General features: G+C 70.4%; 24 protein-coding genes. 11 read left to right on the forward strand and 13 right to left on the reverse strand.

The window, feature by feature from the left end; all coding sequences use genetic code 11:
- Positions 1-68: 68 nt before the first annotated feature.
- The 8 genes from ABFX54_RS43675 to ABFX54_RS43710 form a co-directional block, all read right to left on the reverse strand.
- Positions 69-884 (reverse strand): MbnB/TglH/ChrH family RiPP precursor modification enzyme, encoded by an 816-nt coding sequence (locus ABFX54_RS43675; protein ID WP_346112867.1) that lies wholly within the window; start codon positions 882-884, stop codon positions 69-71.
- A gap of 1 nt (position 885) precedes the next feature.
- Positions 886-1,791, reverse strand: a complete 906-nt coding sequence (locus ABFX54_RS43680) for a TIGR04222 domain-containing membrane protein (protein ID WP_346112868.1) — start codon at positions 1,789-1,791, stop codon at positions 886-888.
- A gap of 161 nt (positions 1,792-1,952) precedes the next feature.
- Entirely contained in the window at positions 1,953-2,912 is a 960-nt protein-coding gene (locus tag ABFX54_RS43685; RefSeq protein ID WP_346112869.1) for a TIGR04222 domain-containing membrane protein, read from the reverse strand.
- A 74-nt stretch (positions 2,913-2,986) separates the two neighbouring features.
- Entirely contained in the window at positions 2,987-4,816 is a 1,830-nt protein-coding gene (locus tag ABFX54_RS43690; protein WP_346112895.1) for a phosphoenolpyruvate carboxykinase (GTP), read from the reverse strand.
- A 213-nt stretch (positions 4,817-5,029) separates the two neighbouring features.
- Positions 5,030-5,551, reverse strand: a complete 522-nt coding sequence (locus ABFX54_RS43695) for a hypothetical protein (RefSeq protein WP_346112870.1) — start codon at positions 5,549-5,551, stop codon at positions 5,030-5,032.
- Between the two features lie 105 nt (positions 5,552-5,656).
- Complete coding sequence (locus tag ABFX54_RS43700) at positions 5,657-6,835, reverse strand: C40 family peptidase (protein ID WP_346112871.1); 1,179 nt, start codon at positions 6,833-6,835, stop codon at positions 5,657-5,659.
- A gap of 122 nt (positions 6,836-6,957) precedes the next feature.
- Positions 6,958-7,458: a transcription elongation factor GreA gene (greA, locus tag ABFX54_RS43705; protein WP_106240602.1), complete on the reverse strand. Its 501-nt coding sequence runs from the start codon at positions 7,456-7,458 to the stop codon at positions 6,958-6,960.
- A gap of 108 nt (positions 7,459-7,566) precedes the next feature.
- Positions 7,567-7,986, reverse strand: a complete 420-nt coding sequence (locus ABFX54_RS43710; RefSeq protein WP_346112872.1) for a DUF4307 domain-containing protein — start codon at positions 7,984-7,986, stop codon at positions 7,567-7,569.
- 134 nt (positions 7,987-8,120) lie between these two features.
- On the opposite strand from ABFX54_RS43710, the gene mca reads away from it, so the two are divergent.
- Genes mca through ABFX54_RS43725 form a run of 3 tightly spaced genes read left to right on the forward strand, consistent with a single transcriptional unit; the run spans position 8,121 to position 9,612 of the window.
- The gene (mca, locus tag ABFX54_RS43715) at positions 8,121-9,005 is read left to right on the forward strand and encodes a mycothiol conjugate amidase Mca (protein ID WP_346112873.1); all 885 of its coding nucleotides are present in this window, start codon (positions 8,121-8,123) and stop codon (positions 9,003-9,005) included.
- 46 nt (positions 9,006-9,051) lie between these two features.
- Complete coding sequence (locus ABFX54_RS43720) at positions 9,052-9,315, forward strand: hypothetical protein (protein ID WP_346112874.1); 264 nt, start codon at positions 9,052-9,054, stop codon at positions 9,313-9,315.
- Positions 9,316-9,612 carry a GNAT family N-acetyltransferase gene (locus tag ABFX54_RS43725; RefSeq protein WP_346112875.1) on the forward strand — a complete coding sequence of 99 codons (297 nt, stop codon included), beginning with the start codon at positions 9,316-9,318 and terminating at the stop codon, positions 9,610-9,612.
- A gap of 49 nt (positions 9,613-9,661) precedes the next feature.
- On the opposite strand, the gene ABFX54_RS43730 is transcribed toward ABFX54_RS43725, so the two are convergent.
- Positions 9,662-10,810 (reverse strand): hypothetical protein, encoded by a 1,149-nt coding sequence (locus ABFX54_RS43730; protein WP_346112896.1) that lies wholly within the window; start codon positions 10,808-10,810, stop codon positions 9,662-9,664.
- A 107-nt stretch (positions 10,811-10,917) separates the two neighbouring features.
- On the opposite strand from ABFX54_RS43730, the gene ABFX54_RS43735 reads away from it, so the two are divergent.
- Positions 10,918-12,900, forward strand: a complete 1,983-nt coding sequence (locus tag ABFX54_RS43735) for a thioredoxin domain-containing protein (protein WP_346112876.1) — start codon at positions 10,918-10,920, stop codon at positions 12,898-12,900.
- Between the two features lie 21 nt (positions 12,901-12,921).
- Here ABFX54_RS43735 and ABFX54_RS43740 read toward each other — a convergent pair whose 3' ends face one another.
- Both ABFX54_RS43740 and ABFX54_RS43745 read right to left on the reverse strand, forming a co-directional pair.
- Positions 12,922-14,970: a transglycosylase domain-containing protein gene (locus tag ABFX54_RS43740; RefSeq protein ID WP_346112877.1), complete on the reverse strand. Its 2,049-nt coding sequence runs from the start codon at positions 14,968-14,970 to the stop codon at positions 12,922-12,924.
- Between the two features lie 219 nt (positions 14,971-15,189).
- The gene (locus ABFX54_RS43745; RefSeq protein WP_346112878.1) at positions 15,190-15,669 is read right to left on the reverse strand and encodes an Lrp/AsnC family transcriptional regulator; all 480 of its coding nucleotides are present in this window, start codon (positions 15,667-15,669) and stop codon (positions 15,190-15,192) included.
- Between the two features lie 103 nt (positions 15,670-15,772).
- Here ABFX54_RS43745 and hppD point away from each other — a divergent pair, with 103 nt between their 5' ends.
- From hppD to ABFX54_RS43760, 3 genes are read left to right on the forward strand one after another with little or no spacing between them, the layout of a single operon-like run.
- Complete coding sequence (gene hppD, locus ABFX54_RS43750; RefSeq protein WP_346112879.1) at positions 15,773-16,882, forward strand: 4-hydroxyphenylpyruvate dioxygenase; 1,110 nt, start codon at positions 15,773-15,775, stop codon at positions 16,880-16,882.
- Positions 16,883-16,916: 34 nt separating this feature from the next.
- Positions 16,917-17,360, forward strand: a complete 444-nt coding sequence (locus ABFX54_RS43755) for an RDD family protein (protein WP_346112880.1) — start codon at positions 16,917-16,919, stop codon at positions 17,358-17,360.
- Between the two features lie 45 nt (positions 17,361-17,405).
- Positions 17,406-18,818 carry a M1 family metallopeptidase gene (locus ABFX54_RS43760; protein ID WP_346112881.1) on the forward strand — a complete coding sequence of 471 codons (1,413 nt, stop codon included), beginning with the start codon at positions 17,406-17,408 and terminating at the stop codon, positions 18,816-18,818.
- An 84-nt stretch (positions 18,819-18,902) separates the two neighbouring features.
- Here the strand turns inward: ABFX54_RS43760 and ABFX54_RS43765 are convergent, their stop codons facing one another.
- The gene (locus tag ABFX54_RS43765; protein WP_346112897.1) at positions 18,903-20,078 is read right to left on the reverse strand and encodes an FIST signal transduction protein; all 1,176 of its coding nucleotides are present in this window, start codon (positions 20,076-20,078) and stop codon (positions 18,903-18,905) included.
- 171 nt (positions 20,079-20,249) lie between these two features.
- On the opposite strand from ABFX54_RS43765, the gene ABFX54_RS43770 reads away from it, so the two are divergent.
- From ABFX54_RS43770 to ABFX54_RS43785, 4 genes are all read left to right on the forward strand, one after another.
- Positions 20,250-21,641 carry a sigma 54-interacting transcriptional regulator gene (locus ABFX54_RS43770; RefSeq protein WP_346112882.1) on the forward strand — a complete coding sequence of 464 codons (1,392 nt, stop codon included), beginning with the start codon at positions 20,250-20,252 and terminating at the stop codon, positions 21,639-21,641.
- A 61-nt stretch (positions 21,642-21,702) separates the two neighbouring features.
- Complete coding sequence (locus tag ABFX54_RS43775; RefSeq protein WP_346112883.1) at positions 21,703-22,443, forward strand: hypothetical protein; 741 nt, start codon at positions 21,703-21,705, stop codon at positions 22,441-22,443.
- Positions 22,444-22,493: 50 nt separating this feature from the next.
- Positions 22,494-24,452, forward strand: coding sequence for a vWA domain-containing protein (locus ABFX54_RS43780; RefSeq protein WP_346112884.1), 1,959 nt, complete (start codon positions 22,494-22,496; stop codon positions 24,450-24,452).
- 43 nt (positions 24,453-24,495) lie between these two features.
- Complete coding sequence (locus ABFX54_RS43785) at positions 24,496-24,969, forward strand: GNAT family N-acetyltransferase (protein WP_346112885.1); 474 nt, start codon at positions 24,496-24,498, stop codon at positions 24,967-24,969.
- An 18-nt stretch (positions 24,970-24,987) separates the two neighbouring features.
- On the opposite strand, the gene ABFX54_RS43790 is transcribed toward ABFX54_RS43785, so the two are convergent.
- Complete coding sequence (locus ABFX54_RS43790; protein ID WP_346112886.1) at positions 24,988-25,968, reverse strand: helix-turn-helix transcriptional regulator; 981 nt, start codon at positions 25,966-25,968, stop codon at positions 24,988-24,990.
- Between the last annotated feature and the right edge of the window lie 29 nt (positions 25,969-25,997).

Consider the following 25,997-nt stretch of genomic DNA (forward strand, 5'->3'; position numbering starts at 1 on the left):
CGGCGCCGCCACGACCCGAGCCTGCGCCTCGGCCAGCCGAGGCGCCTCGTCCTCGTACGACCCCCGGCTCACCGGCGCTCTCCCGCCAGGGCCATCGCGGCCCTGATCCTGGACAGCTCGCCCGCCAGCACCGCGTCGCTCGGGTACTCGTCGTCCCACTCCAGCAGCACGCCCGGCGGGGTGACGCGGGCGCACAACTCGGTGAGCAGGTCGAGCACAGCCTGCGGCGCGGTCGTGGTGTGCGTGTCGTGCCAGATGCCGTCGTGCTCGTACCCACCGGCGACGTGCGCGTACGCCAGGTGGTCGAGCGGCAGCGCGTCGAGCGCCGCCACGGCCGGGAGGCCCAGGTTGACCTGGTTGGTGTAGAGGTTGGCCACGTCGATCAGCAGCCCCACCCCCGTGCGTTCCACCAGCTCGGCCAGGAACTCCGCCTCGGTCAGCTCGTCCTCGGGCCAGCCGAAGATGGCGGCGACGTTCTCCAGCGCCAGCGGGACGGGCAGTGCGTCCTGGGCGCGGCGCACGTTCTCCGTGACGACCCGCAGCGACGCGCGGGTGCGCGGCACGGGCAGCAGGTGCCCGGCCTCCAGGCCGCCGCCCCTGACGAACGCCAGGTGCTCGCTCACCAGGGGCGCGTCCAGGACCTCCGCGCAGGCGGCCAGGTGGGCCAGGCGGGCCGGGGAGGGCGGTTCGGCGCCCCCGATCCCGAGCGACACCCCGTGCGGGATCACCGTCAGGCCCCTGGCCCGCAGCACCCGAAGCGACTCGGGTAACCGCGCGGGCTTGACGTTCTCGGCGACCACCTCAAGGAAGTCGACGCCGTCCATCCGTTCGATGGTCAGGTCCAGCTCGGACCGCCACCCGATGCCCACGCCCAGCCCGGCCATCTCAGCATCCTCCTCCGCAACCTCCGCCGCCGCAGCCGCCGCCTCCGCCGCAGCCGGACGCTCCGCTGCCGTAGCCCGATGTGTGACTGCAGGAGACCAGCGTGCCGTTGCCGGCGTAGGAGGGGGCGGCCCTGAGCCGGCGTTCGCGACGGGGCTCACGCTTGCGCAATTCCGTCCGCAGAGCCGGGTCCTGGACGGAACGGGGCCCGTAGAGCGCGATCGGCACGGGGCCTTCGGCGACGCCCTCGGCGTTCTCGCGCCTGGCCAGCTCGATCGCCTCGTGGCCCGACGCGGTCAGCCCGTCGCGCAGGCGGCGCCGGTGACCGGCCAGCACGACCTCGGCGGCGATCCCCGTACCCGCGAAGACGAGCAGAGCCAGGACGGCGGGGAAGGCCGGGTCCACGAGCACCGTCAGCCCCTCCAGCCCGGCGCCGGCGTAGGCCGCCACCGATGTCATCCGCAGCCGGAAGCAGAGCCCGCGCACCCGCGCGAACGAGCCGTCCTCGACGAGAAGGCCCTCGTCCGTGAGGCGCTCCTTGATCGCCTGCACCGCGAAGCTCCTGGTGACCTCGATCCGCAGCGACATCACGGGCAGGCCCGAGCGGACGGCCACCGCGCCGAGCACGGCCGCCTCCACCGGCTCGCGGGTGACGGTCCCCTTCGCCACCTTGTGCACCCTGCCGCCGCGTGACATGCGCAGGTCGCCGGAGCCGGCCAGCAACGCGATGGCGGTGTCGGCCACCCGTTGCGGGCCGCCCACCAGGTACGCCAGGTCGTAGTGGCCGAGACGCAGGCGCCCGGATCCGGCGGTGGCCAGGATGTCGGCCCGTGCGCGCCGGATGTTCGTGGTGGTGCTGACGGCGTAAGCACCCAGGCCCACCGAAACGATCAGCAGAAACAAGTCCATGTGCGGCCTCCCCTCGTAGGCCGAGCTGGGAGTGCGTACCGGATGGTACGCCTACGAAGCACGCTAGACACCGCGGACGCGACAGCCGGACTTCTGCTCGTTTCGCTATCTCCCGGTACTTTTCCGCATTTGCCGATCATGGGATACTCGCCGGTCCTGGGTCATCCGCTGCCGCCACCACAACTCGACCCGCAACCGGACCCGCAGCTCGACCCGCCTCCCGAGTCACCGCCTGAGCCGCCGAAGTCGCCCCCGCCGTAGGAGTCGGTGCCGTACGTGGCGCCGTCGCCGCCCGGATGGGTGCCGCAGGCGCCGGCGCAGTCGCCCCCGGGGTCCCCTGCCGACAGCTCGTCGCAGAGCGCCTGGTCACCGGCGTCCTGGAGGCCGTACAGGGCGACGGGGACGCCCACCGCCAGAGCCAGCGAGGCCGGGTCGCGCACGCCTCTGGGATGGTGGCCGCGGGCCGCGACCAGGACGGCGCGGCCCTCCCTGGTGGTGACGTTGTGCAGCCGCCGGTCCTGCTTGGCGAGTGCCACCAGACCCGTGACCAGGGCGACCGCCGCGATGAACAGCGCTCCGGCGAACGCCGTCTCCTCCCCCGCCAGGTCGAGGTTGTCCAGCACGATCAGCAGCACCAGGTAGCCGGCGGCTCCGAGGGTGATCCACTTGAGCCGGTCCCTGAGCCGCCACGCCGTGCCGTACGCCTGCTCGGGCACGATCAGGCCGCGTGCCTCCAGCCCGCCGGCCAGCGCCGTGAGGGCGGGGTGCCGTTCCAGCTCGCGGCGCAGCTCACCGGCCCGGCAGCCGCCCGGCCCGGCCGCCAGCGCGTCCAGCACGGCCTGTTCCATCGGCTCGGGCGAGGGACGCACCCCGTGCACCGGCGTCACCTGCGAGCCCCTGGACACGCGGACGGCGCCGGGCGTCGCGAGGACGGCCAGCGCCGTGTTGATGGCCCGTCTCGGCCCGCCCGCCAGGTAGGCCAGCTCGTAGTGGCTCAGCCGGTGGCCGGCGCCGCTCGGCTCGCGCTCGCCGACCCGGCGGCGCTCGCGTTCGACCCGCTGCCCGGCCCAGCCGACCACGAGGAACACGCCGATGGCCGCGACGAGCAGGATCGAGTCCACGGGCGTTCCTCCCTCGCGGTACGACAGTGCGTCAAGTTAGACGGCATCCGCCGTACCGCACAAGGGAATGCGCGTCAGCCGAGGCGGTCGAGCAGCGCGTTGTACTCGTCCCACAGCTCCTTCGGCAGGTGACTGCCGAACTTCTCGAAGTGGGCCGGGATCAGCGCGGCCTCCTCGCGCCACACCTCGCGGTCGACGCTCAGCAGCGTGCGCAGGTCCTCCTCGGGCAGGTCCAGGCCCTCGGTGTCGAGGTCGTCCGGCAACAGGCCGATCGCGGTGGGCACGGCCTTGGCCTCGCCGTTCAGCCGCTCGACGATCCACTTGAGCACCCGGCTGTTCTCGCCGAAGCCCGGCCAGATGAACGTGCCGTCGGCGTTCTTGCGGAACCAGTTGACGTAGTAGATGCGCGGCAGCCGCGCGCCCTCGCGCCGGCCGATCCGGATCCAGTGGCCGAAGTAGTCGCCCATGTTGTAGCCGCAGAACGGCAGCATGGCGAACGGGTCGTGGCGCAGCTCGCCGACCTTGCCCTCGGCGGCGGCGGTCTTCTCGGAGGCGACGTTGGCTCCGAGAAAGACGCCGTGCTCCCAGCTCAGCGACTCTGTCACCAGAGGTACGGCGGTGGCGCGGCGGCCGCCGAACAGAATCGCCGAGATGGGCACGCCCTTGGGGTCCTGCCACTCGGGTGCGATGGTCGGGCACTGCCCGGCCGGGGTGGTGAAGCGGGCGTTCGGATGGGCGGCGGGCTCGTCGCTGTCAGGCGTCCACGAGCGGCCCTTCCAATCGGTCAGGTGCGCGGGAGGCCGCTCCGTGAGGCCCTCCCACCACACGTCGCCGTCGTCGGTGAGTGCGACGTTGGTGAAGATGCTGTTGCCCCAGAGCGTCTTGATCGCGTTGGCGTTCGTCACCTCGCCGGTGCCGGGGGCGACGCCGAAGAAGCCGGCCTCGGGGTTGATCGCGTAGAGCCGGCCGTCGTCGCCGAAGCGCATCCAGGCGATGTCGTCGCCGATCGTCTCGACCTTCCAGCCCGGGATCGTGGGCTGGAGCATGGCGAGGTTGGTCTTGCCGCACGCGCTCGGGAAGGCGGCCGCGATGTAGCGGGTCTCGCCGGACGGAGGCGTGAGCTTGAGGATGAGCATGTGCTCGGCCAGCCAGCCCTCGTCGCGGGCCATGACGCTGGCGATGCGCAGGGCGTAGCACTTCTTGCCGAGCAGGGCGTTGCCGCCGTAGCCGGAGCCGTAGGACCAGATCTCGCGGGTCTCGGGGAAGTGGCTGATGTACTTCGTCCTGCTGCACGGCCAGGGCACGTCGTCCTGGCCGGGTTCGAGCGGCGCCCCGACCGAGTGCACCGCCTTGACGAAGTCGCCGCGCTCCTCGATCAGCCGCAGCGCCCTGTCTCCTATGCGGGTCATGACCCGCATGGAGACGGCGACGTACGCGGAGTCGGTGATCTCGACGCCGAGCTGCGAGATCTCGCCGCCCAGCGGGCCCATGCAGAAGGGCACGACGTACATGGTCCGGCCGCGCATGCAGCCCTTGTACAGTTCGCCGAACGTCTGCCGCATCTCGTCCGGGGCGATCCAGTTGTTCGTGGGCCCGGCGTCCTCCTCCCGCTCGGAGCAGATGAAGGTACGGTCCTCCACCCGTGCCACGTCGGTGGGGTCGGACTTGGCGTAGAAGCTGTTGGGCCTGGCGGCCAGGCGCGTGAGCGTTCCCTGCTCGACGAGGAGGTTGGTCAGACGCGTCCACTCCTCCTCAGACCCGTCGCACCACTCGATGCGGTCGGGCTGGGTCAGGGCTGCGATGTCGCTCACCCACGCCCGCAATTCACTATTGGTGGTGGGTGCGGCTACTTCCACGGAAACGGACACGGCGGTGACTCCTCCACTCTTCCAAGGCCCAGTCATCATTAACGACGAGGCGGCCGGAAAGCCAATTGGCATAGACCTCTTGACCAGGCCGTCGCCGCAGGCAGAGGCCTTGACGATTGGGGGAGCCTACCCAGGCTGAGCGGATTTAAAAGAAGCAATTCCGAGCATTGGTCCAGTCCAATTAAGCTGGTCTAAACCAATTTCCGAAGTGGTTTAGTCCAATGCCGGAGCCGTATCCCCTGGGCCGTCTCAGGAATTCACGTCCGGCCCCGCGGAGCGAACGCGGTCGACGTGCTGGAGAGCGTCGCGCAGATCGCTCAGCCAGGTGTCGGTGTTCTTGCCCACCAGGCGCACGCACCAGGCGAGCGCGTCGCTGCGACTCCTCGCCACACCCGCGGCCACGAGCGTGTCGAGCACCTGGCGTTCCGACTGACGCAGGCGGGTCATGACGGGCACGGAGAGTGTGGTGAACATCACAGTCTCGCCGCCGCAGACGACCCCCCAGGAGACCTTCTGCCGGAACCTGCGCTCGGCCTCCCTGGCGATCTCGATCCGCCGTTCGCGCGTCTCCTCCCTGAACCTGACCGCGAGCCCCTCGATCAGCGCGGCGCGCTCGGACTCCGGCACGTCCTCCGGAGGGTCGGGCAGGGTGCCGAGCACCGCGATCTCCTCGCGGTCCCTGACGATCTCGGGCGCGCCGGTGAACCAGCCTTCGGGCAGCCGCCCGGTGAACCAGCCGCGCACCTGCGCGGTCGCATCATCTGTTGCCATGTAATCAACATTACATAGTTGCGGCGCAGATGCACGGAAGGGATAGCGAAGACTGTCCATGAGGCGTGTCTCCGGTCGAGGAGGCCCTGCCACCGTCCGGAACTTCTAACGGACCCCCGCTGCCGCCACTGGGCTGACGCGGACGACTCCGGCCAGGTTACGGGTGTTCACCGGGACGATCTTGACCACGTCGCCGGTGCGCGGCGCGTGCAACATCTTCCCGTCACCCCAGTAGATCGCCACGTGCGAGATGTAGTCGGGGTTGGTCGGGTCGTTGCGCCAGAAGAGCAGGTCGCCCGGCTGCGCCTGCGCGAGCGGCACCTGCGGCCCGGTGACCCACTGCTGGTGCGTCACCCGCGGCATCCGCACCCCGGCCTGCGCGAAGGCCCACTGGACCAGGCCGGAGCAGTCGAAGGTGTCGGGGCCCTCGGCGCCCCAGACGTAGGGGCGGCCCAGCTTGGACACGGCCGCCCTGAGCGCCACCGTGAGCTGTTCGCCCGTCATGAACGAGCCGGCCGGCCAGTTGCGCGCCACGCTCTGCCGCGGCCGGGGCAGCACCGGGTTGACCATGGCCACCTGCGTGCCCTTGGGCAGCACCTTCAGGATGCGCTTGCGCAGGGTGTCGGAGTTGGCCTTGGGCGCGCTGACGATGAGCGCGTTGTTCTGCGGCACGCCGAGGGTGCGGCCGACGTCCCTGGACACGACCGCGTCCACCGCGCCGAAGCCCGTGGTGGCGTACGCGCCGATGCGCAGGTTGCCCGCCGAGCCCGCCGGCACCCGGCGGTGCAGCGTGAGCCCGCCGTCGTTGCCCAGCACGAACGAGACCGCCACGTCACCGGCCGCCACGTTCTGCCAGAGCGCGTCGGACGCGGCGGTCACCTTGGGGGTGTAGGCGCGGAACGTGGAGGGGTTGACGGCCAGGGTCTGCACCCGCTTGCCGTCGAGCGTGATCGAGGCCGCGTCGGCCAGCTCCAGCGCGCGTACGCCGGAAAGTCTCGCGACCTTCTGCAACGAGGCGTTGGTGAACGGCCTTCGGGTGAGCACGAACAGGTTGGGCTTGTGCAGCTTGCCCAGCGGCGCGACCGGCTGGAGGGTCCTGGCCTGCGGGGTCTGTTCCCGGGGGCGCTGTTCTTGGGAGCGCCGTTCTTGGGGGCGCTTGTCGGCCAGCAGCGACTGTTTCGGCGTGGCGCGTACCGCGACGGGCTCGACGGCCGTGCGGGCCTGCGTGAGCAGCAGCACGTCGGCGGTCATCACCGCCACGAGCGCCACCACGATGAATGGCACAAGTTTGAGTGTGTTGCGCCGCTTACGGGTTTTGACTAAGAAACTGAGGTCTTGCCGAATTTCGGACGAATGCGAAAATGCCGCCGGGCCAGCGTGGGCCCGGCGGTCGTCGTCCAGGGGGGTCAGTTGCCGATGTACGGCACAGCCTCGAGGATCTCGACGGTGTTCTGCCGTCCGTTGGGCATGGAGTAGGTCGCCTTCTCACCGATCTTCTTGCCGTTGATCGCCGAGCCCAGCGGGGACTTGGGCGAATAGACGTCGATCGGCGCTCCGCTCTCCTCGCGGGAGGCGAGCAGGAAGGTGACCTCGTCGTCGTCACCGACGAACCTGATCGTGACGGTCATGCCGGGCCCGACCACGCCCTCGGCCTTGGGGGCCTCGCCCACCTGGGCGTTGTCGAGGATCTGGCGCAGGTGGAAGATCCTGGCCTCCATCTTGCCCTGCTCGTCCTTGGCGGCGTGGTAGCCGCCGTTCTCCTTCAGGTCGCCTTCTTCGCGGGCAGCCTCGATCTTCTTGGCGATGTCGACGCGCCCGGGGCCGGAGAGGTATTCGTACTCCCCCTTCAGGCGGTCGTACGCCTCCTGCGTCAGCCAGGTGACGTTCTCATCGCGAGAGTCGGCCACGGGTTCTCCTTGCTTGCCTAGGGGGCCCTGAGATCACTTGAGGATGCGTACGGTTGAATTGCGAAAGGCTAACAAGTTAACCGCTCGAACGCTTCCCCAAATGTCTCACTATACGAGATTGCAGTACTGGATGTGGACGGAAGTCGCCTGACCGCTCGTGTCGAGGCTTTCCTTGAGCTGCTTACTACCCTCACCAGCCGGGATTCTTACTTCCTTGCTGCCCACTTCCGCGTGATCGACGTCCAGCGCCCTGATCCGGCAGACGGCCACCCTATCGTCTGCCTTGTACACCTCAAAGGTGATCTCGGCGCGGTCGGGCCCCAGCACCTCGAACGTGATCACCTGCGACGGCGCCTCCGACCCGCCCGCGGTCATCGACCACATCACGTATCCCCACCCACCGGCGATGATGGCGACGAGCACGCCGATCACCACGTGGACGACGAGCCGGCCACCTCGCTTGGGGCGATCGGGGAAGTCGTCGGGGGTGCCGAGAACCGGTCCGTTCTCGACATCTCTGGTGGCCATGGCGGAATCTCCCTGCACTCCCTGAGCGTTATCCGAGACAATTGTCGCCCGCGGGGGGTGTGCCCTCGCGACCGCCCAGCAGAAACTAACCTCTCTGGGCGACTGACTGGTCCCGACTGAGGAGCATCGAGCTCGTGAGTGCACCGCTGAGGCTGATGGCCGTTCACGCCCACCCCGACGACGAGTCGAGCAAGGGTGCCGCGACGATGGCGCGTTACGTCCGCGAGGGCGCGGAAGTGCTGGTCTGTACGCTGACGGGCGGTGAGCGCGGCTCGGTGCTGAACCCCAAGATGGACCGGCCCGAGATCGTGGCCAACATCGGCGAGGTGCGCAGGGCCGAGATGGCGAGGGCGCGCGAGATCCTCGGCGTCGAGCAGCGTTTCCTGGGCTTCGTCGACTCCGGGCTGCCGGAGAGCGAGGAGGAGGAGCTGCCCGAGGGCTGCTTCGCCCTGCACAAGCTTGAGGACGCCGCCGCTCCGCTGGTGGCCGCCGTACGCGAGTTCAGGCCGCACGTGATCATCACGTACGACGACGACGGCGGCTACCCCCACCCCGACCACATCATGACGAACAAGGTGTCCGTCGAGGCGTTCGAGGCGGCCGGCGACCCCGACCGCTACCCGGGCGCCGGCGACCCGTGGCAGCCGCTCAAGCTCTACTACCAGATGGGCTTCACCAAGGAGCGTTTCGAGGCGCTGCACGAGGCGATGACCGAGCGCGGCCTCGGCTCCCCCTACTCCGACTGGATCGCCCGCTGGGAGGACCGCCCGGCCAAGTGGCCGGTGACCACGCGCGTGCCCTGCGGCGACTACTTCGAGATCCGCGACGAGGCCCTGCTGGCGCACGCCACCCAGGTCGACCCCGACGGCTTCTGGTTCGTCTGCCCGCGCGAGCTGCAGCAGGAGATCTGGCCGACCGAGGACTACCACCTGGCCCGCTCGCTGGTCGACACCGAGCTGCCCGAGGACGACCTGTTCGCCGGCATCCACGCCGACGAGGTCGAGCCCGCCTGCCACTGACGGCGCCCCTGGCCGGAGCACGACCCCCCGGTGGCAGACTGGAAGGGTGACCGTTCTAGCAGCTGGTGACGTGAGCCCGGGCGTCCTCGGTTTCATCGTCGTGGCCCTCATCGGATTCGCCCTCTACTTCCTGATCAAGTCGATGAACAAGCAGATGTCGAAGATCCAGGTGCCGCGCGAGAGCGAACTCGACGACGGCGCCGACGGCCGGGCGTCCGGTGCCGCCGGCGATCGGGCCGGCGGGACCGACGGTTCCGACGGGGCCGCCGTGGCCGACGACAAGGTCGTCGCTGACAAGAAAGCCGAATAGATGCCGATGGAAGTCGTCGACAACACGACGGAGAACCGGTTCGAGATCCTCGTGGACGGCAAGGTCGCCGGGTTCGCCGACTATCGGCTGCTGCCCACCAAGGTCGTCTTCACCCACACCGAGGTGCTGCCCGCCTACGAGGGGCAGGGGCTGGCCGGCAAGCTGGTCGAGCAGGCCCTGCGGACCAGCGCCGACACGGGGCTGCGGGTCGTGCCGCTCTGCCCGTACGTGGCGAAATACATCCAGCGCCACCCCGAGTTCCAGGACCTCGTGGACGCCCAGGACCGCACCGCCTGACAGGTTGTCCGGCCAGGCGCACCCGTGAGGGCGCACCCGCGACGCAGGCTCAGTCGACGGCGGGCGACCAGGCACGTTCCAACGCCTGCGGCAGTCCCCACCAGCCCAGCCGGGTGAGCACCTCGCTCCCGTCCACGATGCCGAGGTGCCCCCACAGGCTCACCACCGACGCGAACAGCCCCTCCGTGGCGCCGAGGTCCTCCTCGTCCTGATCGTCGATGTCGATGTCCTCGGACTCGGCGATGAGCCGCGCCATCCGTTCCGGCGAGGCCAGCACGCCGGGACCCAGCCGCACCAGCGCCGCGACCCCGGCCAGCCAGTCGGCGTGCTGGATCGCGCAGAGGTTGGCCAGCGCCGTGTCCTCCTCGCCCAGCTCCCCGTCCAGGTCGGCGAACTCCTCCAGCACGTCAGCGCCCTCCGACAGGTCGGAGACCGGCCCCGCGACGCCCGCCGCCACCGCCAGCCACAGCTCCACGTCGTCGTCCGGCACCGGCCGCTCGTCGAACCCGGCGCAGGCCCGCAGCACGCTGCCGGGGTAGCCGGGCAGGTCCAGCAGCGCCCGCAGCCTCGTGGCGGCCGCCTCCAGCTCGTCTGGGGGCAGCTCAGGCCGTTCGGGCAGCTCCGCCATGATGCGGCGCAGCTCCGACAGCGCGAACGCCTCCTCCTCGTCCCAGGCGGCGAACAGCTCCTCGTCCTGCTCGTCGCTCACCGCGAACCCCGGCACCCTGCCGTCGGGCAGCGGCGTGCTCAGCCAGCGCTCCTGCAGCTCCTCGTACGCCTGCCTGGCCGCCCTGTCGCCGACCGCCAGCGCGTCGGGATCGACCTCGCCCACCGCCACCCGCTCCTCCAGGTAGGCCACCAGCCGCGCGAACATCTCCGTGGCCACGGGCCCGCGCTCGTCCTCCTCCGGCCACACGAAGTAGCCGGGCGTCACGAGGATCGGCTCGGTGCCCGTGGACTCGACCCACCGCTGCACGTCACCGACCGTGGCCACGCCCGCCTCGATGGAGCTGAGCGTCGCCTTGGCCGACTCCCAGAAGGCGACGGAGAGCGGGTTGCCCGCCGCCATCATGGCCCGCCGCAGGTCGGGCAGCGCCACGAGCGCGACCCCCGACGGCACGGCGAGCAACGCGCGCGCCACGTCCCTGCGCGTGATCCCGCTCGCGGGCCGGCCGGCGTAGGCGCGGAGGAAGTCCATGTCCACGCCCCGTAACCTACGCCGTCCCACCCACCCGAGTCAGCCTGCCCAGACCCGCGCGCCCGGGGGTGGCGGTGGTGGCGTCTAGGGTTGGCAGGGGAGGCTTCATGAACCGGTTGAAAGACGCGACCAGCCCTTATCTGCTCCAGCACGCCGACAACCCGGTCGACTGGCATCCGTGGGGCGAGGAGGCGTTCGCGGAGGCTCGCCGGCGGGACGTGCCGCTGCTCATCAGCGTGGGCTACTCCGCCTGCCACTGGTGTCACGTCATGGCTCATGAGAGCTTCGAGGACGCCGGCACCGCGCGCCTCATGAACGAGCACTTCGTCAACATCAAGGTCGACCGCGAGGAGCGTCCCGACGTCGACGCCGTCTACATGGGCGCCACGCAGGCCATGACGCAGCAGGGCGGCTGGCCGATGACGGTGTTCGCGACGCCCGACGGGCATCCGTTCTACTGCGGCACCTACTTCCCGCGCCCCGCCTTCCAGCGCCTGCTCACCGAGGTGCACCGGGTCTGGACCGGCGACAGGGACTCCGTGCTGCGCCAGGGCGCGAAGGTGGTGGAGGCGCTCAACACGCACGCCATGCTGCCCACCGGGCCGCTGCCTGGCGAGGAGACGCTGCGCGAGGCCGTGGCCGACCTGCGGCGTACGTTCGACGCGGCCCACGGCGGGTTCGGCGGTGCGCCCAAGTTCCCGCCGTCGATGGTGCTGGAGTTCCTGCTGCGCTCGGGCGAGCGGGAGATGAGCGGCGCGACGCTGGAGGCGATGGCCCGCGGCGGCATGTACGACCAGCTCGGCGGCGGGTTCGCCCGCTACAGCGTGGACCGGGCGTGGGTGGTGCCGCACTTCGAGAAGATGCTCTACGACAACGCCCTGCTGCTGCGCGTCTACACGCACTGGTGGAAGGCGGGCGGCGGCGAGCTCGCGCGGCGGGTGGCGCTGGAGACGGCCGGCTGGCTGCTGCGCGAGCTGCGCACTCCCGAGGGCGGGTTCGCCTCGGCCCTCGACGCCGACAGCGAGGGCGTGGAGGGCAAGTTCTACGTCTGGACGCCCGAGGAGCTGAGCGAGGTGCTGGGCGAGGACGACGGCCGGTGGGCCGCCGGGCTGTTCGAGGTGACGGCGGCCGGCACGTTCGAGCACGGCTCGTCCGTGCTGCAGCTGCTGCGCGACCCGGAGGACCCCGAGCGGTACGCGGACGTACGGGCGCGGCTGCTGGCCGCCCGTGAGCGCCGGGTGCGTCCCGGGCGCGACGACAAGGTCGTGGCCGCGTGGAACGGCCTGGCCATCGCGGCGCTGGCCGAGACCGGCGCCGTGTTCGAGCGACCCGAGCTGGTGGCGGCGGCCACGGAGGCGGCCGAGCTGCTCGCCGGCACCCACATCGACGGCGGCAGGCTGCTGCGCACCTCCAAGGACGGCCGGGCGGGCACGAACGCCGGCGTGCTTGAGGACTACGCCGACCTGGCCGAGGGCCTGATCTCCCTGTACGGCGTCACGGGCGAGGCCAGGTGGCTGCGGCTGGCGGGCTCGCTGCTCGACACCGTGCTCGACCGGTTCTCCGACGGGACCGGCGGCTTCTACGACACCGCCGACGACGCCGAGCGGCTCTTCCAGCGGCCCCAGGACCCGACCGACAACGCCACCCCCTCCGGCCAGTACGCGGCCGCCGGCGCCCTGCTCTCCTACGGGGCGCTGACCGGCTCCACCCGGCACCGTGAGGCCGCACAGGCCGCGCTGGGCACCGTGTCGGTGCTGGCCACGCAGCATGCCAGGTTCGCGGGGTGGGGGCTGGCCGTGGCGCGGGCGGCGCTGTCGGGGCCGGCTGAGGTGGCCGTGGTCGGGCCGGCCGACGATCCGCGTACGGCGGCGCTGCACCGCGAGGCACTGCTCGCCGCCGCGCCCGGGCTGGTCGTGGCGTTGGGACGGAGCAACGGCGACGCACCGGGCGGGCGTGAGCCCGTCTTCCCTGCGCTGCTGGAGGGACGCGAGCCGGTCGGCGGCGCACCGGCCGCGTACGTGTGCAGGCAGTTCACCTGCCGCATGCCTGTGACGACGGTCGAGGACCTACGCGCCGAGCTGGCCCGCTGACCGCTCGACAGGTCCAGCAGGTCAGCCGGTCGGGCGGCGGCTGGGGCGGTCCTCGTCCGTGCCGCCACCGCCCCCGTCCTGCTGGATCGACGGCTGGTCGGGCACCAGCGTGTCCGGCGGGGCGGTCTCGCGTGGCTGCTCGTCGGGCCGGCCGTCGTCCTGCGGCGCCTCCTCCGTCGGCTGCTCGTCGGGGAACGGCTCGTCGGTGACGTCGGGCTCGGGGACGTCCCAGCCCTCCTGGTCGGGCGGCGGCGAGTACTCCTGGTCGGGTACGTCCCCCTGACCGGGGTCGGGCTCCGAGTAGTCGGGCGACCAGCCGTACTCCGACGGCTCGGGGAACTCCTCGACCGGCTTGCCCGCCATCGCCTCGGTCATGAACGCCCGCCAGATCTGCGCCGGCAACTGGCCGCCGAACTGCGTGCCGTACCCGGGGATCGTCACCGTGGCGTTGTCGTCGCGGAACATGTTCACCGCCACGGCGAGCTGCGGCGTGAAGCCGTTGAACCAGACCGCCTTGGACTCGTCCGTGGTGCCCGTCTTGCCGGCCACCGGGCGGTCGTAGAGCCGGGCGGCGGTGCCGGTGCCGTACTTGACGACCTGCTCCATCGCGTAAGTGGTGTCGGCGGCGGCCTGCTCGCCGACCGCCTTGGTGGCCAGCGGCTTGACGACCGCCTGGCGCCCGTCGGCGTCGGTGACCGACTTCACCACGTGGGCCTCCATGTGCACGCCCTTGTTGGCGAAGGTGGAGAAGCCGGAGGCGTTCTGGACGGCGCTGACGGAGGCCACGCCGAGCGGGAAGGCGGCGGCGTTCACGTGCTGGTCGAGCTGGGCGGCCGGGATCCCGGCCGCCTCGGCGGTCTTGGCGACCTTGTCCAAGCCGACCTTCTGGCCGAGGTCCACGAAGGCGGTGTTGACGGAGTTCTGGGTGGCGCTGACCAGGTTGATCTGCCCGTACGAGCGATCGCCGTCGTTGGGGATCGACTGGGAGGCGGAGGCGACGCGCATCGGCGAGTTGCCGTTGACCCTGGTGGACAGGTCGAAGCCGTTGTCGAGCGCGGCTGCCAGCGTGTACGGCTTGAACGTCGACCCGGCCATGACCTTGGCCGAGAACGCGCTGTCGTAGTACTTCGACTGGGAGGGCTTGCCCCCGTAGAAGGCGACGACCTCGCCCGTGGCGGGATCGACGGCCGCCAGGCCGGTGCGTACCTTCTTGGGCGTGTCGTCGGGCAGCATGTCGGAGACCGCCCGCTCGGCCGCCTGCATGAGCTTCTTGTCGAACGTCGTGACGATCTTGAGTCCGCCGCTGTTGACGTCCTCGTCGGAGTAGCCGCGCCGGTTGAGCTCGGCGGTGACCTGCTCCAGCATGTATTGGGCCTGACCCTTGAGCTCGAACGGCTTCTTCGGCGCCTTGAGCTTGGGGAAGACCTGGGAGGCCACCTCGTCGGCGCGCAGCGCGCCGGTCTGGCCCATCGCGGCGATCACCGAGCGCCAGCGCTCCTGGGCGGCGGCCAGGTCGGAGCCCTTGGGGGCGGCGAAGCGGCTGGGCTGCTGGATCACCGAGGCGAGGTAGGCGCCCTCCGAGACGCTCAGCTCCTCGACGTCCTTGCCGAAGTAGGCGCGCGCCGCCGACTGGATGCCGTTGGCGCCCCGGCCGAAGTAGATCGTGTTCAGGTACTGCTCCAGCACCCAGTCCTTAGACCTGGACTGGTCGACCTTCATCGCGATGAGGATCTCTTTGAACTTGCGCGTGACGGAACGTTCCTGGCTCAGGCCGCTGTAGTAGTTGCGCACGAGCTGCTGGGTGATCGTGGAGCCGCCCTGGAGCTGCTGCCCGGTGAGGGTGGACCACACGGCCCGGCCTGTGCCCTTGAGCGAGACGCCGGCGTCCTCGTAGAAGGAGCGGTTCTCGGCGGCGATGACCGCGTCGCGCACGTGCTTGGGCACCTTGGCCAGCTCGACCTTCCTGCGGTCGATCCCCTGGCGCGCCAGCACCGTCTTGCCGTCGCGGTAATAGATCACCGAGCCCTGCGCGGTGGCCTGTTTCTGGGTCGTATCCGGAATGGGAGTCAAGGCCCACGCAATGGCGAAAAGCCCGGCCAGTACCAGGATTCCGGTACCGATAGATATCAGGAGTATCCGGAGTATACGTCGTTTCCGCATCCCTTTCCCACCGCCGATCCGCACCCCTCGACTCCCCTCGTCGTCAAGCGTCGCCCAACCCCCGCAAGCTGGGCGAATGCCAAGGGTAAACGATCGATAATGGTGCCTCGTCCCTTAGCGATAGTACGACTAGCGGCCTCCACGACGCGGAACATCGGCGACCAAAGGCAACACTCGGTAGGGAACCGGAGTGTCAAGGGCGATGATCGAATTAGTCCTGAGTACGCCCTGAACGTCGACGATGCGATCGATAACCCTTTGCAAATCGGCATTCGTGCGCGCGACCACCCGGCAGAGCAGATCACTGTCGCCGGTGATCGTGTGCACCTCCAGCACCTCAGGAATGCGGGCCAGCCGGTCGGCCACCGGATCGTGCCCGGCGACCTGCCTGATCTCCATGGTGACGAACGCGGTGACGTCGTAACCGAGGGCGGCGGGCGACACGTCGGGGCCGAAACCGGTGATCACCCCTCGCTCGGTGAGCCGGTCGAGCCTGGCCTGGACCGTGCCACGGGCCACGCCGAGCCGGCGCGAGCACTCCAGCACCCCCAGGCGGGGCTCGGCGGTGAGCAGGGCGATCAATCGGGCGTCGAGATCGTCGATCGTCATGCTGTACAGATGTACCGGAGGATCGGCGATAGGACTAGGCAGATTGCCCACTCATCAAGGTAACTGTTGCGCAAGTCGTCCAGGTAAATCCAGTGTTTGTGGTATGAGTGATGTCTTTCCGGTCAACGGCATGGACGCCGTGGTGTTCGCCGTGGGCAACGCCAGGCAGGCGGCCCACTACTACTCGACCGCTTTCGGCATGCGCCTGGTCGCCTATCGCGGGCCTGAGAACGGCAGCAAGGACGAGGCCGCGTACGTGCTGAGGTCGGGCAGCGCCACCTTCGAGTTCAGGGCGTCGATCCGCCCCGGCACGGAGCTCGCGCGGCACGTGGCCGAGCACGGCGACGGGGTGATCGACTTGGCCATCGACGTGCCCGACGTCGAGGCGGAGTACGCCCACGCGGTCGCGCGGGGCGCCAAGGGTCTGGTGGAGCCGTACACGGCGGAGGACGAACACGGCAAGGTCGTGCTCGCGGCCGTCGCCACGTACGGGCAGACCCGGCACACGCTGGTCGACAGGTCCAACTACGGCGGCCCGTACCTGCCGGGCTACGCCGCCGCCGAGCCGCTGGTCGCGCCGCCGGACGTCAGGAACGGGCGGCCGTTCCAGGCGGTGGACCACTGCGTCGGCAACGTCGAGCTGGGCAAGATGGACGAGTGGGTGGAGTTCTATCGCAAGGTGATGGGCTTCACGAACATGGCCGAGTTCATCGGCGACGACATCGCCACCGAATACTCGGCACTGATGTCCAAGGTCGTGGCAGACGGCAGCCGCAAGGTCAAGTTCCCGCTCAACGAGCCGGCCGTCAGCCGCAGGAAGTCGCAGATCGACGAGTACCTGGAGTTCTACGGAGGGCCCGGCGTGCAGCACATCGCGCTGGCCACCAATGACATCCTGGCCACGGTCGACCACATGCGGGCGGCGGGGGTCCGCTTCCTGGACACGCCGGACTCGTACTACGACGATCCCGAGCTGCGCCGGCGCATCGGCCGGGTGCGCGCGCCGATCGAGGAGCTGAAGAAGCGCGGGATTCTGGTGGACCGCGACGAGGACGGCTACCTGCTGCAGATCTTCACCCAGCCCGTGCAGGACAGGCCCACCGTGTTCTTCGAGCTCATCGAGCGGCACGGCTCGCTCGGATTCGGCAAGGGCAACTTCAAGGCGCTGTTCGAGGCGATCGAGCGCGAGCAGGAACGCAGGGGCAACCTTTAGTTTGTCCCGACTTAGTGGTGGTCATCCAGACAACATGGGATTGCCGCCACCGGGGCTGGCGGGACGCTGGCGGCGGCTGTTCGCCGGCGTCCTCGACTGGCTCATCGTCAGCGTCGCCGCCGCGCCGTTCAGCTGGACGAGCTTGGAGTACGCCTGGGACGGCGACAGAGGCGCCTGGGAGCGCTATCCGGTGGAGCACGCCTTCCTGACCGCGCTGCTGGCCTTCCTGTACTTCTGGCTGCTGCACGCCTTCTGGAACGGGCAGACGCTGGGCAAGAAGCTGTTCGGCATCCGCGTCGTCAGCGAGTACGACCGCAGGATCGGCGTGGGCCAGGCGGCGGTCAGGCAGGCCGTGATGAGCGTGCTCTCCTGGCTCTGCTGCGTGGGCAGCCTGCTCGATCTCGGCTGGATCCTCTTCGACCCCCGAAAACAGGCACTGCACGACAAGGCCGCCAGGACGGTCGTCGTCAATGCTTGACCCAGCGTAAGATTCTGGTCACGAACCGAAGGGGGCCGGTCGCCTATGCGGGTCAACAGACGCAGGATGGCCATGGTCGCGGCGCTGGTCAGCGTGCTCGCCTGCTCACCGGCCGACGGGCCGCTGCCGGGAGACGAGGCGCCGGCCGCCGCCGACCAGCGAGCGGGCGCGCCCGGCATCGGCGACCCCGACTTCCCCAAGGACGGCAACGGCGGCTACGACGTCGCCCACTACGACCTGGTCGTCGACTACGTGCCCGCCACCAAGCGGCTCACCGGCGTCACCACCATCAAGGCCGCAGCCACCCAGGAGCTCTCCCGCTTCAACCTCGACCTGGCGGGGCTCGACGTGCGCGAGGTCGCCGTCGACGGCTCTCCCGCCAGATTCGGCAGGCAGGGCGACGAGCTGACCGTGCGGCCCGCGAAGACGATCGCCGACCGGGCCAAGTTCACCGTCAAGGTCTCCTACTCGGGCACCCCGAAGCCGCGCAAGGACAGCGCCAACCTGGGCACCTACGGCTTCGTCCCGACCTCCGACGGCGCCTTCGTGGCCTCCGAGCCCAACGGCTCCAAGACCTGGTTCCCCAACAACGACCATCCCTCCGACAAGGCCACCTACGACTTCACGATCACCGTGCCCGCCGGGGTGACGGCCCTGGCCAACGGCGAGCTGGTCGGCGCGCCCGCCACCAAGGGCGGCACGACCACCTTCCGCTGGCGCGAGCGCCACCCCATGGCCAGCTATCTGGCCACGGCCACGCTCGGCAAGTTCGACCTGCGCCAGGGCACCACGGCGAGCGGCATCCCCAACCTGGCCGCCACCGATCCCCGGTTCAAGTCCACGCTCGACAAGCTCTACACCGTCTCCGCCGAGGTCACCGACTACTGGTCGACGGTCTTCGGCCCCTACCCGTTCTCCTCGACGGGCGGGGTCGTCGACGACTACTCCGCCGGCTACGCGCTGGAAAACCAGACCAAACCGCTCTACGGCGGTTTCGACCCTGACGAGACGATCATCGCGCACGAGCTGGCCCACCAGTGGTTCGGCAACAGCCTGACCATCAGGCGCTGGAAGGACCTCTGGCTCAACGAGGGCTTCGCCACCTACGCCGAGTGGTTGTGGGCGGAGCACAAGGGCAGGAAGACCACCGAGGCCACCTTCGCCGAGCTGCTCAAACGCCCCGCCACCGACCCGATGTGGAGCTACCCGCCCGGGCGCGCCAAGCCCGACGACCTGTTCAACCAGTCGGTCTACACGCGCGGCGGCATGACCCTGCACGCGCTGCGCAAGGCCGTCGGCGACGCCACGTTCTTCACCCTGCTCAGGACGTGGGCCGCCGACCACCGCTACGGCCACGTCACCACCGACCAGTTCATCGACCTCGCCGAACGGCTGTCCGGCAAAGACCTCACCGCCCTCTTCGACGCCTGGCTCTACCAGCCCCGCCGCCCGGCCTGACCCGCTGTGCGGGCCTCAGACGTCCGTACGGCCCCCGTAGGTGTCTCCGGGCCGTTCAGGAGTGCGGCGGCGCGGCGGGCGTCGTCACGGGCTGCTCGCGGCGCTGGAGAAGACCAGGACCGAGGCCGTGAAGCCGTGCACGTGGTTGTGCCCGGCGACCGGCCCGACCTCCCCGGCCGCGAAGAAGCCGGCCATGCCGATGGGCCCCAGCGTGTCGCGCAGGGCGACCGGGTCGTGGTCGGCGGTGCCGAACATGGCCGAGCCGCGCCCGTTGCAGGAGAACAGCAACGCCCCGTCCACCTTGCCCAGCTCCTCGCGGTGCGCGTCGAGCAGGTCGTAGAGGTCCTCGTCGGCGGTGGCCGCGTCGCGGACCTGGAAGCGCACGGTCCTGCCGACCTCGACGATGTCACCGATGGCCACGGCCTCGCGGTCGGGGTCGATGCCGATGACCCCCCTGATCAGGAAGTCGCCCCGTTCGTGCCGCTCGGCGTACTCGTCCATGGCCAGGCCGATCTGCAGCCCGGACGCGACGAGCTCGCGGTCGTCCTCGTCCAGGTCGCTGACGATGTCCTCCAGCCGGGCCAGCGCCGGCTGCCCGGCCAGTTCGAGCAGCAGGTTGTCCTCCGACGCGGTGACCACCATGCTCGGGCCGATCGGGCGGCAGCCCTGGCTGACCACCGTGCTGATCTTGACGGGGCCGCTGAGGAGCACGCCGATCGCGCCCTCGGTGTAGATCTCGCCGTCGGCGAAGAGCCGTACGGAACCCCTGCCCTGCAGCCCGTTGGCCAGCCCGCCGATCAGCGGCAGGTCGCCCAGGACGTCGACCGAGCGCTCGACGAAGGCGTCGGTCGGAAAGGTGTAGGGATCGGCCAGCAGGATCGCCACGTGGTCGTCGCCGCCGCGTTCGGGCAGCCCGACGACCACGAACCTGTCCTCGGCCGTCAGCGTCTCCAGGGCGAACGTGGTCAGCCGCGCCCCTTCCAGGGTGGCCGCCCACGCGCTCACGGCCGGCGTCAGTTCGATGCCCTGGCCGTCTCCGATCACTCCGGTGGCGCTGCATCCGATCACGTGCGCCTCGGGCGCGAGTTTCATCGCGGCCTGGCCGGCCCGCGCGACGTCCTCGGGATCGTCGCCGCAGATGAAGAAGCAGACCAGGTCGGCTGGGCCGCTGAGCCTCGACAGTGCCTGACCGACGGCGTTCTCCGCGGCCTCCACCAGGTCGGAACCCACGGCGAGGCCGTCGGCGAAGCGGCTTGTCATCAAGGCCACGGATCTCGCCTCCCTCGACATGTCCAAGTTCCCTAGGCCCGATTCTCCCCACTAAAAGGACAAGCACGCGCACGAACCGTTACGCAATAGTCAAGATCCGAAATCTCCGCCAGCTGCGAAACTCTCTGACACATTCCGCACGGGGGACGTAGTCTCGATCCCGTGCATCAGCCACGTATTCTCCGCGAGTTGCGAGAGAGCGGCCACGTTCATCGCACCGTCAAGGCCGAGGTCCGGGAAAACCTGCTCGCCAAGCTGCGGGCGGGTGAGCCGCGCTTCCCCGGCATCGTCGGCTTCGACGACTCCGTCCTGCCGCACCTGGAGCGGGCCCTGCTCGCCGGGCACGACCTGGTCCTCCTGGGCGAGCGCGGTCAGGGCAAGACCCGGCTCATCCGCACCGTGACCAGCCTGCTCGACGAGTGGACGCCGGTGGTCGAGGGGTGCGAGATCAACGACCACCCCTATGCCCCGGTCTGCACCCGCTGCCAGGCCATGGCGCGGGAGCTGGGCGACGAGCTGCCGGTGGCGTGGAAGCACCGCGACGAACGCTACGGCGAGAAGCTCGCCACCCCCGACACGTCCGTGGGCGACCTGATCGGCGACGTCGACCCGATCAAGATCGCCGAGGGGCGCACGCTCGGCGATCCCGAGACGGTCCACTACGGCCTGGTCCCGCGCACCAACCGCGGTGTCTTCTCCGTCAACGAGCTGCCCGACCTGGCAGAGCGCATCCAGGTGTCGCTGCTCAACGTGCTGGAGGAGCGCGACATCCAGGTGCGCGGCTACAACCTGCGGCTGCCGCTCGACATCCTGCTCATCGCCAGCGCCAACCCCGAGGACTACACCAACAGGGGCCGGATCATCACGCCGCTGAAAGACCGCTTCGGCGCCGAGATCCGCACCCACTACCCGCTCACGGTCGAGGACGAGCTGACGCTCATCCGCCAGGAGTCCGTGCCGGACATCGGGGCCGACGTCCCCGAGCACCTCATCGAGGTGATCGCCCGCTTCACCCGGCTGGTCCGCGAGTCGACCGCGGTGGACACCCGTTCCGGCGTGTCCGCGCGTTTCTCGATCGCCGCGGCCGAGACCGCGGCTGCCTCCGCGACCCGCAGGGCGGCCCTCGCCGGCGAGGACAAGCCGGTCGCCCGCGTGGTCGACCTGGCCTGCGTGGTGCACAGCCTGCGCGGCAAGGTGGAGTTCGAGGTCAGCGAGGAGGGCAGGGAGACCGAGATCCTGGCCCACCTGCTGCGGCGGGCGACGGCCGAGACGTTCAGGAACCGGCTGGGCGGCATGGACCTGTCGCCGGTGACCGACAAGTTCGCCGAGGGCAACCAGGTGGAGTCGGGCGAGCTGGTGCCGGCCGGCGAGCTGCTGCACCGGATCGGTCCCGTCACGGGCCTGGCCAAGGTCATGTCACGGCTGGGCATGGGCGCGGGCGAGGAGTCTCCCGGGCACGCGGCGGCGGCGCTGGAGTTCGCCCTCGAAGGGCTTTACCTGATGCGGCGGCTGTCCAAGGAAGACATTGACGGGGTGACCGTTTACCGCACGTGAACAAGTGGGCGCTCTCCCGCGTCATAGTGGTACAGAACTACGCCGTCGGGGGAGACCGTCCATGCGCCTGTTCACCTGTGCCACCATCGCCGCTCTCACGCTGAGCACGCTCGCCGTGCCCGCCGAGGCCGCCACCTCCGCGTACGGATGGGCCTGGTCCAACGGCAAGGGTCACCTGCGGATCCTGCCGAAGTCGGCCACCCGCGTGACCCGCCAGGGCAACGTGCTGCACCGGCTGAAGGCCGTCTCCGGGGCCAAGGAGCTGCGGCTCGACTACACCGGGGCGGCCTACGGGCGGGTCACGGTCAAGTGCGACCTGAAGGAGACCGAGGGGCACGTGGCCCTCGACTCGAAGGGGCTCGGGCGCACCCGGTGCGCCTCCGGGGAGCTGGCCACCTCGCTGGGGCGCGGCCCCGTGCCGGTGCGGGTCGAGCATCGGGGCGGCAAGGCGGTCAAGGTGAACGAGATCCTGCTCGCCGAGTGGCCCGAGCAGCGCTCGGCCCGGGGGACGATCAAGCGGGTGGACGACACGACCGTCCTGTTCGCGACGGGCGGAAAGACCCTCAAGCTCGGCTACTCGTACGTCACGGGCTTCTCCCGCACCACGGCCGGCTGCGGCGACGGCTGGCTGTCCGGCAGGCCGGTCAACGCCGACAGGAACGGCCTGGGCAAGAAGCAGTGCACGTGGACGGACCTCACGAAGGCCCTCAAGACGGTCAGGCACCCTGTCCTGGTCAAGATCGAGTACACGCCCGGTGCCGACTCGCTGGACCAGGTGTGGGAGATCTTCGGCGACGCCTGATCTTCCACGCACACACATGGGGGCGTTTTCCGGGTTAGCGTGGTTTCGTGATGGCCTTCCGCTATGGCGAATACCACGACGGCCCCGACCCCCTCGCTCCTCCCTACGACGTGCGCGCGGCGCTCGACGAGATGGGCGATGCGATCCTGTCGGGCTCGACGCCGGTCCACGCCCTGCGTGATCTGCTCAAGCGCGGCCTGCCCGGCGGCCAGGACCGCCGCGGGCTCGACGACATGCTCAAGGAGGTCCGCCGGCGCCGCCGCGACCTGCGCGAGCGCGGGCGCCTCGACGGCACGCTGGAGCGGGCCAGGGCGCTGCTGGACAAGGCGATCGGGCAGGAGCGGGCCGAGCTGTTCCCCGACCCGTCCGACGACGCGCGGCTGCGGGAGTCCGAGCTCGACGCGCTGCCCGAGGACACGGCCAGCGCCATCCAGGAGCTGAGCTCGTACGAGTGGCGCTCGGCGGCGGCCAGGCAGACCTTCGAGGAGCTGCGCGACCTGCTGCGCAGGGAGGTCCTGGACAGCCAGTTCAGGGGCCTGCGCGACGCGCTGGCCAACCCCGACCCGGCGGCCATGGAACGTGTCCGCCAGATGATGTCGGACCTGAACGACATGCTCGACCGCGACTCCAGAGGCGAGCACACGCAGGACGACTTCGATGACTTCATGTCGAAATATGGGGATCTCTTCCCCGAGAAGCCCCGCACCCTCGACGAGCTCGTCGACATCCTCGCCCGCCGCGCCGCCGCCACGCAGCGCATGCTGGCCTCGATGACCCCGCGCCAGCGCGAGGAGCTGGGCAACCTCATCAACCAGACGCTCGACCAGGCGGGCCTGGCCGACCAGATGCGCCGCCTCGGCGAGGCGCTCTACGCCCGCCGCCCCGACCTGGCCTGGAACGCCCCCGAGCGCCTCACCGGCGAGGAGCCCCTGGCCATGGGCGACGCCGTGACCGCGCTGGAGGAGCTGGCCGACCTCACCCAGCTCGAAACCGCCCTGCGCCAGGACTACCCGGGCGCGCGGCTCGACGACATCGACGAGGCCGCCGTACGCCGTGCGCTCGGCCGCTCGGCGGTCGACGACCTGGAGGCGCTCAAGCGCATCGAACGCGAGCTGGAGGAGCAGGGCTACCTGCTGCGCCGCCGCGGCAAGCTGGAGCTCACCCCCAAGGCGGTGCGCCGGCTGGGCGAGACCGCGCTGCGCCGGGTCTTCGCCTCACTCGACGGAGGCCGCCGCGGCGACCACGACCAGCACGACGCGGGCTCGGCCGGCGAGCTCACCGGCTCCTCGCGGCCCTGGCGCTTCGGCGACGAGCAGCCGATCGACGTCGTCCGCACGCTGGTCAACGGCGTGCGCGGCGGCGGCGTCAGCCTCGGCGAACGGCCCAAGGTGCGGCTGACGGTCGACGACTTCGAGGTGGCCGAGACCGAGCGCCGCAGCGCCGCCGCCGTCTGTCTGCTGGTGGACCTGTCGTACTCGATGGCCCTGCGCGGCACCTGGGCCGCGGCCAAGCAGACCGCGCTGGCCCTCCAAGCGTTGGTGGCCTCCAAGTTCCCGCAGGACGCGGTGCAGATCGTCGGCTTCTCCAACTACGCCAGGGTGCTGCAGCCCGACGAGCTGGCCGGGCTCGACTGGGACATGGTCCAGGGCACCAACCTGCACCACGCCCTGCTCATCGCCGGCCGCCACCTCGACCGCCACCCCGACTTCGAGCCGGTGGTGCTGGTGGTCACCGACGGCGAGCCGACCGCCCACCTCATGCGCGACGGGCGCTCGGCGTTCGAGTGGCCGCCGTCGCACGAGACGCTGGAGCTCACGCTGGCCGAGGTGGACAAGATGACCCGGCGGCGGGCCACGATCAACATCTTCATGCTGGCGGCCGACGACCGGCTGAAGGAGTTCGTGGACGAGGTGGCCCGCAGGAACGGCGGGCGGGTCTTCTCGCCCGACGCCGAGCGGCTGGGCGAATACGTCGTCAGCGACTTCCTGCGCCTGCGCCGTTCCCGCTGATCACCGGCCGTTCTTGTCGGTGCCCCCTGCGAGACTGCTCGCCATGAGCGAGGACGTGCAGGACGTGCAGGACGTGCGGTTGCGTGATGTCGTGGAGGCCGACCTGGAGGTGTTCCTGGCGCAGGAGCACGATCCGGAGGCGGTGCGGCGGTCGAGGTTCGCGCCACGGGAGCGCGAGGCGTTCCTGCGGCATTGGCGCACCTCGGTCCTCGGCGATCCGGACGTCCACGTGCAGGCGATCACGGTGGATGACGAGCTGGCGGGCAACCTGGTGGCGTGGTGGGAGGGTGATCGGCGCTTCATCGGCTACTGGATGGGGCGGGCGTTCTGGGGGCGGGGCGTCGGCACGCGGGCGCTCGGCCTCTTCCTCCAGGCGGAGAGGACCAGACCGCTCTACGCCGACCCCTTCCACGGCAACACGGCGTCGGTGCGGCTGCTGGAGCGCCTCGGCTTCGAGCGCACCGGCACGGTGCGGCACGGCGACGACGAGCACATCATGCTGACCCTGCACGAGTAAGCCCGCGGCCACGCGTGGTCAGCCGTCGTGGGGCCCGGCGGCCGACAGCAGTTTGGCGGCCAGCTCGCGGCTGCGTTCCATCAGCTCAGGTGGGTCGAGCACGGTGAAGTCGTGCCCTAGCAGCACCACGTGCATGAGCACGAAGTCGAGGTTGGCGGCGCCGCTGGTCACCTCGCAGCGCTCGCTCCCCCGCGCCCTGACGACGGCCGCCGACGCCGGGATCTGCGCCCGTACCGTGTCGGCCGGGGCGTGCACGAGGAAGCGGGCCTGGTGCGGGTAGACCCGGCTGGCGACGCTCTCCTGCACGTACGACGCCGCGTCAGGAGCCGGCCGGGGTCGGTAGCGGCGCGTCCTGGCGGACACCTCGCTCATCCGGTCGACGCGGAAGTTGCGCCAGCCGTCGCGGTCGAGGTCGTAGGCGAGGAGATACCAGCGCCGATCGGAGGCGACCAGCCGGTACGGCTCGACCCGCCGCGCCCGCACCTCGTCCCCCGAGGGGTAGTCGAAGGCCGCCTCGACCTCGTCCCGGCAGGCCCTGGCCAGGGTCATCAGGGTCTTAGGATCGATCAGCGCACGGCCGCCCCCGCCGAAGGACTCCACCGAGCCCGCCAGCGCCCGCACCTCGTGCCGCAGCCGGGTGGGCAGCACCCGGTCGAGCTTGGTCAGCGCCCGCAGCGCCGCCTCGCCCGCGCCGCCGACCGCGCCACCGGCGCCGGCCAGCAGCGAGACCGCCGTGGCGATGGCCTCCTCGTCGTCGAGCAGCAGCGGCGGCAGGTCCTGGCCAGGGCCGAGCTGGTAGCCGCCGCCGACGCCCTGGCTGGCGTGCACCGGATAGCCGAGCGTGCGCAGCCGTTCGACGTCGCGCCGCACCGTGCGCGGGGTCACCCCGAGCCGGGCCGCGAGCTCGGGCCCGGTCCAGACCTGGCGCTGCTGCAGCAGCCCGAGCAGGGTGAGCACCCGCTCCGTCGTGCCCCGCTCGTCACCGTTCACCACGCCCATAGCCTGCCAGAGATAGCGGACCGATCCTG

Origin of the sequence: Nonomuraea maheshkhaliensis (assembly GCF_039529435.1) — a bacterium.
Classification (GTDB): domain Bacteria; phylum Actinomycetota; class Actinomycetes; order Streptosporangiales; family Streptosporangiaceae; genus Nonomuraea; species Nonomuraea maheshkhaliensis.

Coding starts and splice junctions, on each gene's coding strand:
- ABFX54_RS43675 (WP_346112867.1), bottom strand. CDS start 884: ATGGCCGGGCTGGGCGTGGGCATCGGGTGGCGGTCCGAGCTGGACCTG.
- ABFX54_RS43680 (WP_346112868.1), bottom strand. CDS start 1,791: ATGGACTTGTTTCTGCTGATCGTTTCGGTGGGCCTGGGTGCTTACGCC.
- ABFX54_RS43690 (WP_346112895.1), bottom strand. CDS start 4,816: ATGACTGGGCCTTGGAAGAGTGGAGGAGTCACCGCCGTGTCCGTTTCC.
- ABFX54_RS43695 (WP_346112870.1), bottom strand. CDS start 5,551: ATGGCAACAGATGATGCGACCGCGCAGGTGCGCGGCTGGTTCACCGGG.
- ABFX54_RS43710 (WP_346112872.1), bottom strand. CDS start 7,986: ATGGCCACCAGAGATGTCGAGAACGGACCGGTTCTCGGCACCCCCGAC.
- ABFX54_RS43725 (WP_346112875.1), top strand. CDS start 9,316: ATGCCGATGGAAGTCGTCGACAACACGACGGAGAACCGGTTCGAGATC.
- ABFX54_RS43730 (WP_346112896.1), bottom strand. CDS start 10,810: ATGGACTTCCTCCGCGCCTACGCCGGCCGGCCCGCGAGCGGGATCACG.
- ABFX54_RS43735 (WP_346112876.1), top strand. CDS start 10,918: ATGAACCGGTTGAAAGACGCGACCAGCCCTTATCTGCTCCAGCACGCC.
- ABFX54_RS43745 (WP_346112878.1), bottom strand. CDS start 15,669: ATGACGATCGACGATCTCGACGCCCGATTGATCGCCCTGCTCACCGCC.
- hppD (WP_346112879.1), top strand. CDS start 15,773: ATGAGTGATGTCTTTCCGGTCAACGGCATGGACGCCGTGGTGTTCGCC.
- ABFX54_RS43755 (WP_346112880.1), top strand. CDS start 16,917: ATGGGATTGCCGCCACCGGGGCTGGCGGGACGCTGGCGGCGGCTGTTC.
- ABFX54_RS43760 (WP_346112881.1), top strand. CDS start 17,406: ATGCGGGTCAACAGACGCAGGATGGCCATGGTCGCGGCGCTGGTCAGC.
- ABFX54_RS43765 (WP_346112897.1), bottom strand. CDS start 20,078: ATGACAAGCCGCTTCGCCGACGGCCTCGCCGTGGGTTCCGACCTGGTG.
- ABFX54_RS43775 (WP_346112883.1), top strand. CDS start 21,703: ATGCGCCTGTTCACCTGTGCCACCATCGCCGCTCTCACGCTGAGCACG.
- ABFX54_RS43780 (WP_346112884.1), top strand. CDS start 22,494: ATGGCCTTCCGCTATGGCGAATACCACGACGGCCCCGACCCCCTCGCT.
- ABFX54_RS43785 (WP_346112885.1), top strand. CDS start 24,496: ATGAGCGAGGACGTGCAGGACGTGCAGGACGTGCGGTTGCGTGATGTC.
- ABFX54_RS43790 (WP_346112886.1), bottom strand. CDS start 25,968: ATGGGCGTGGTGAACGGTGACGAGCGGGGCACGACGGAGCGGGTGCTC.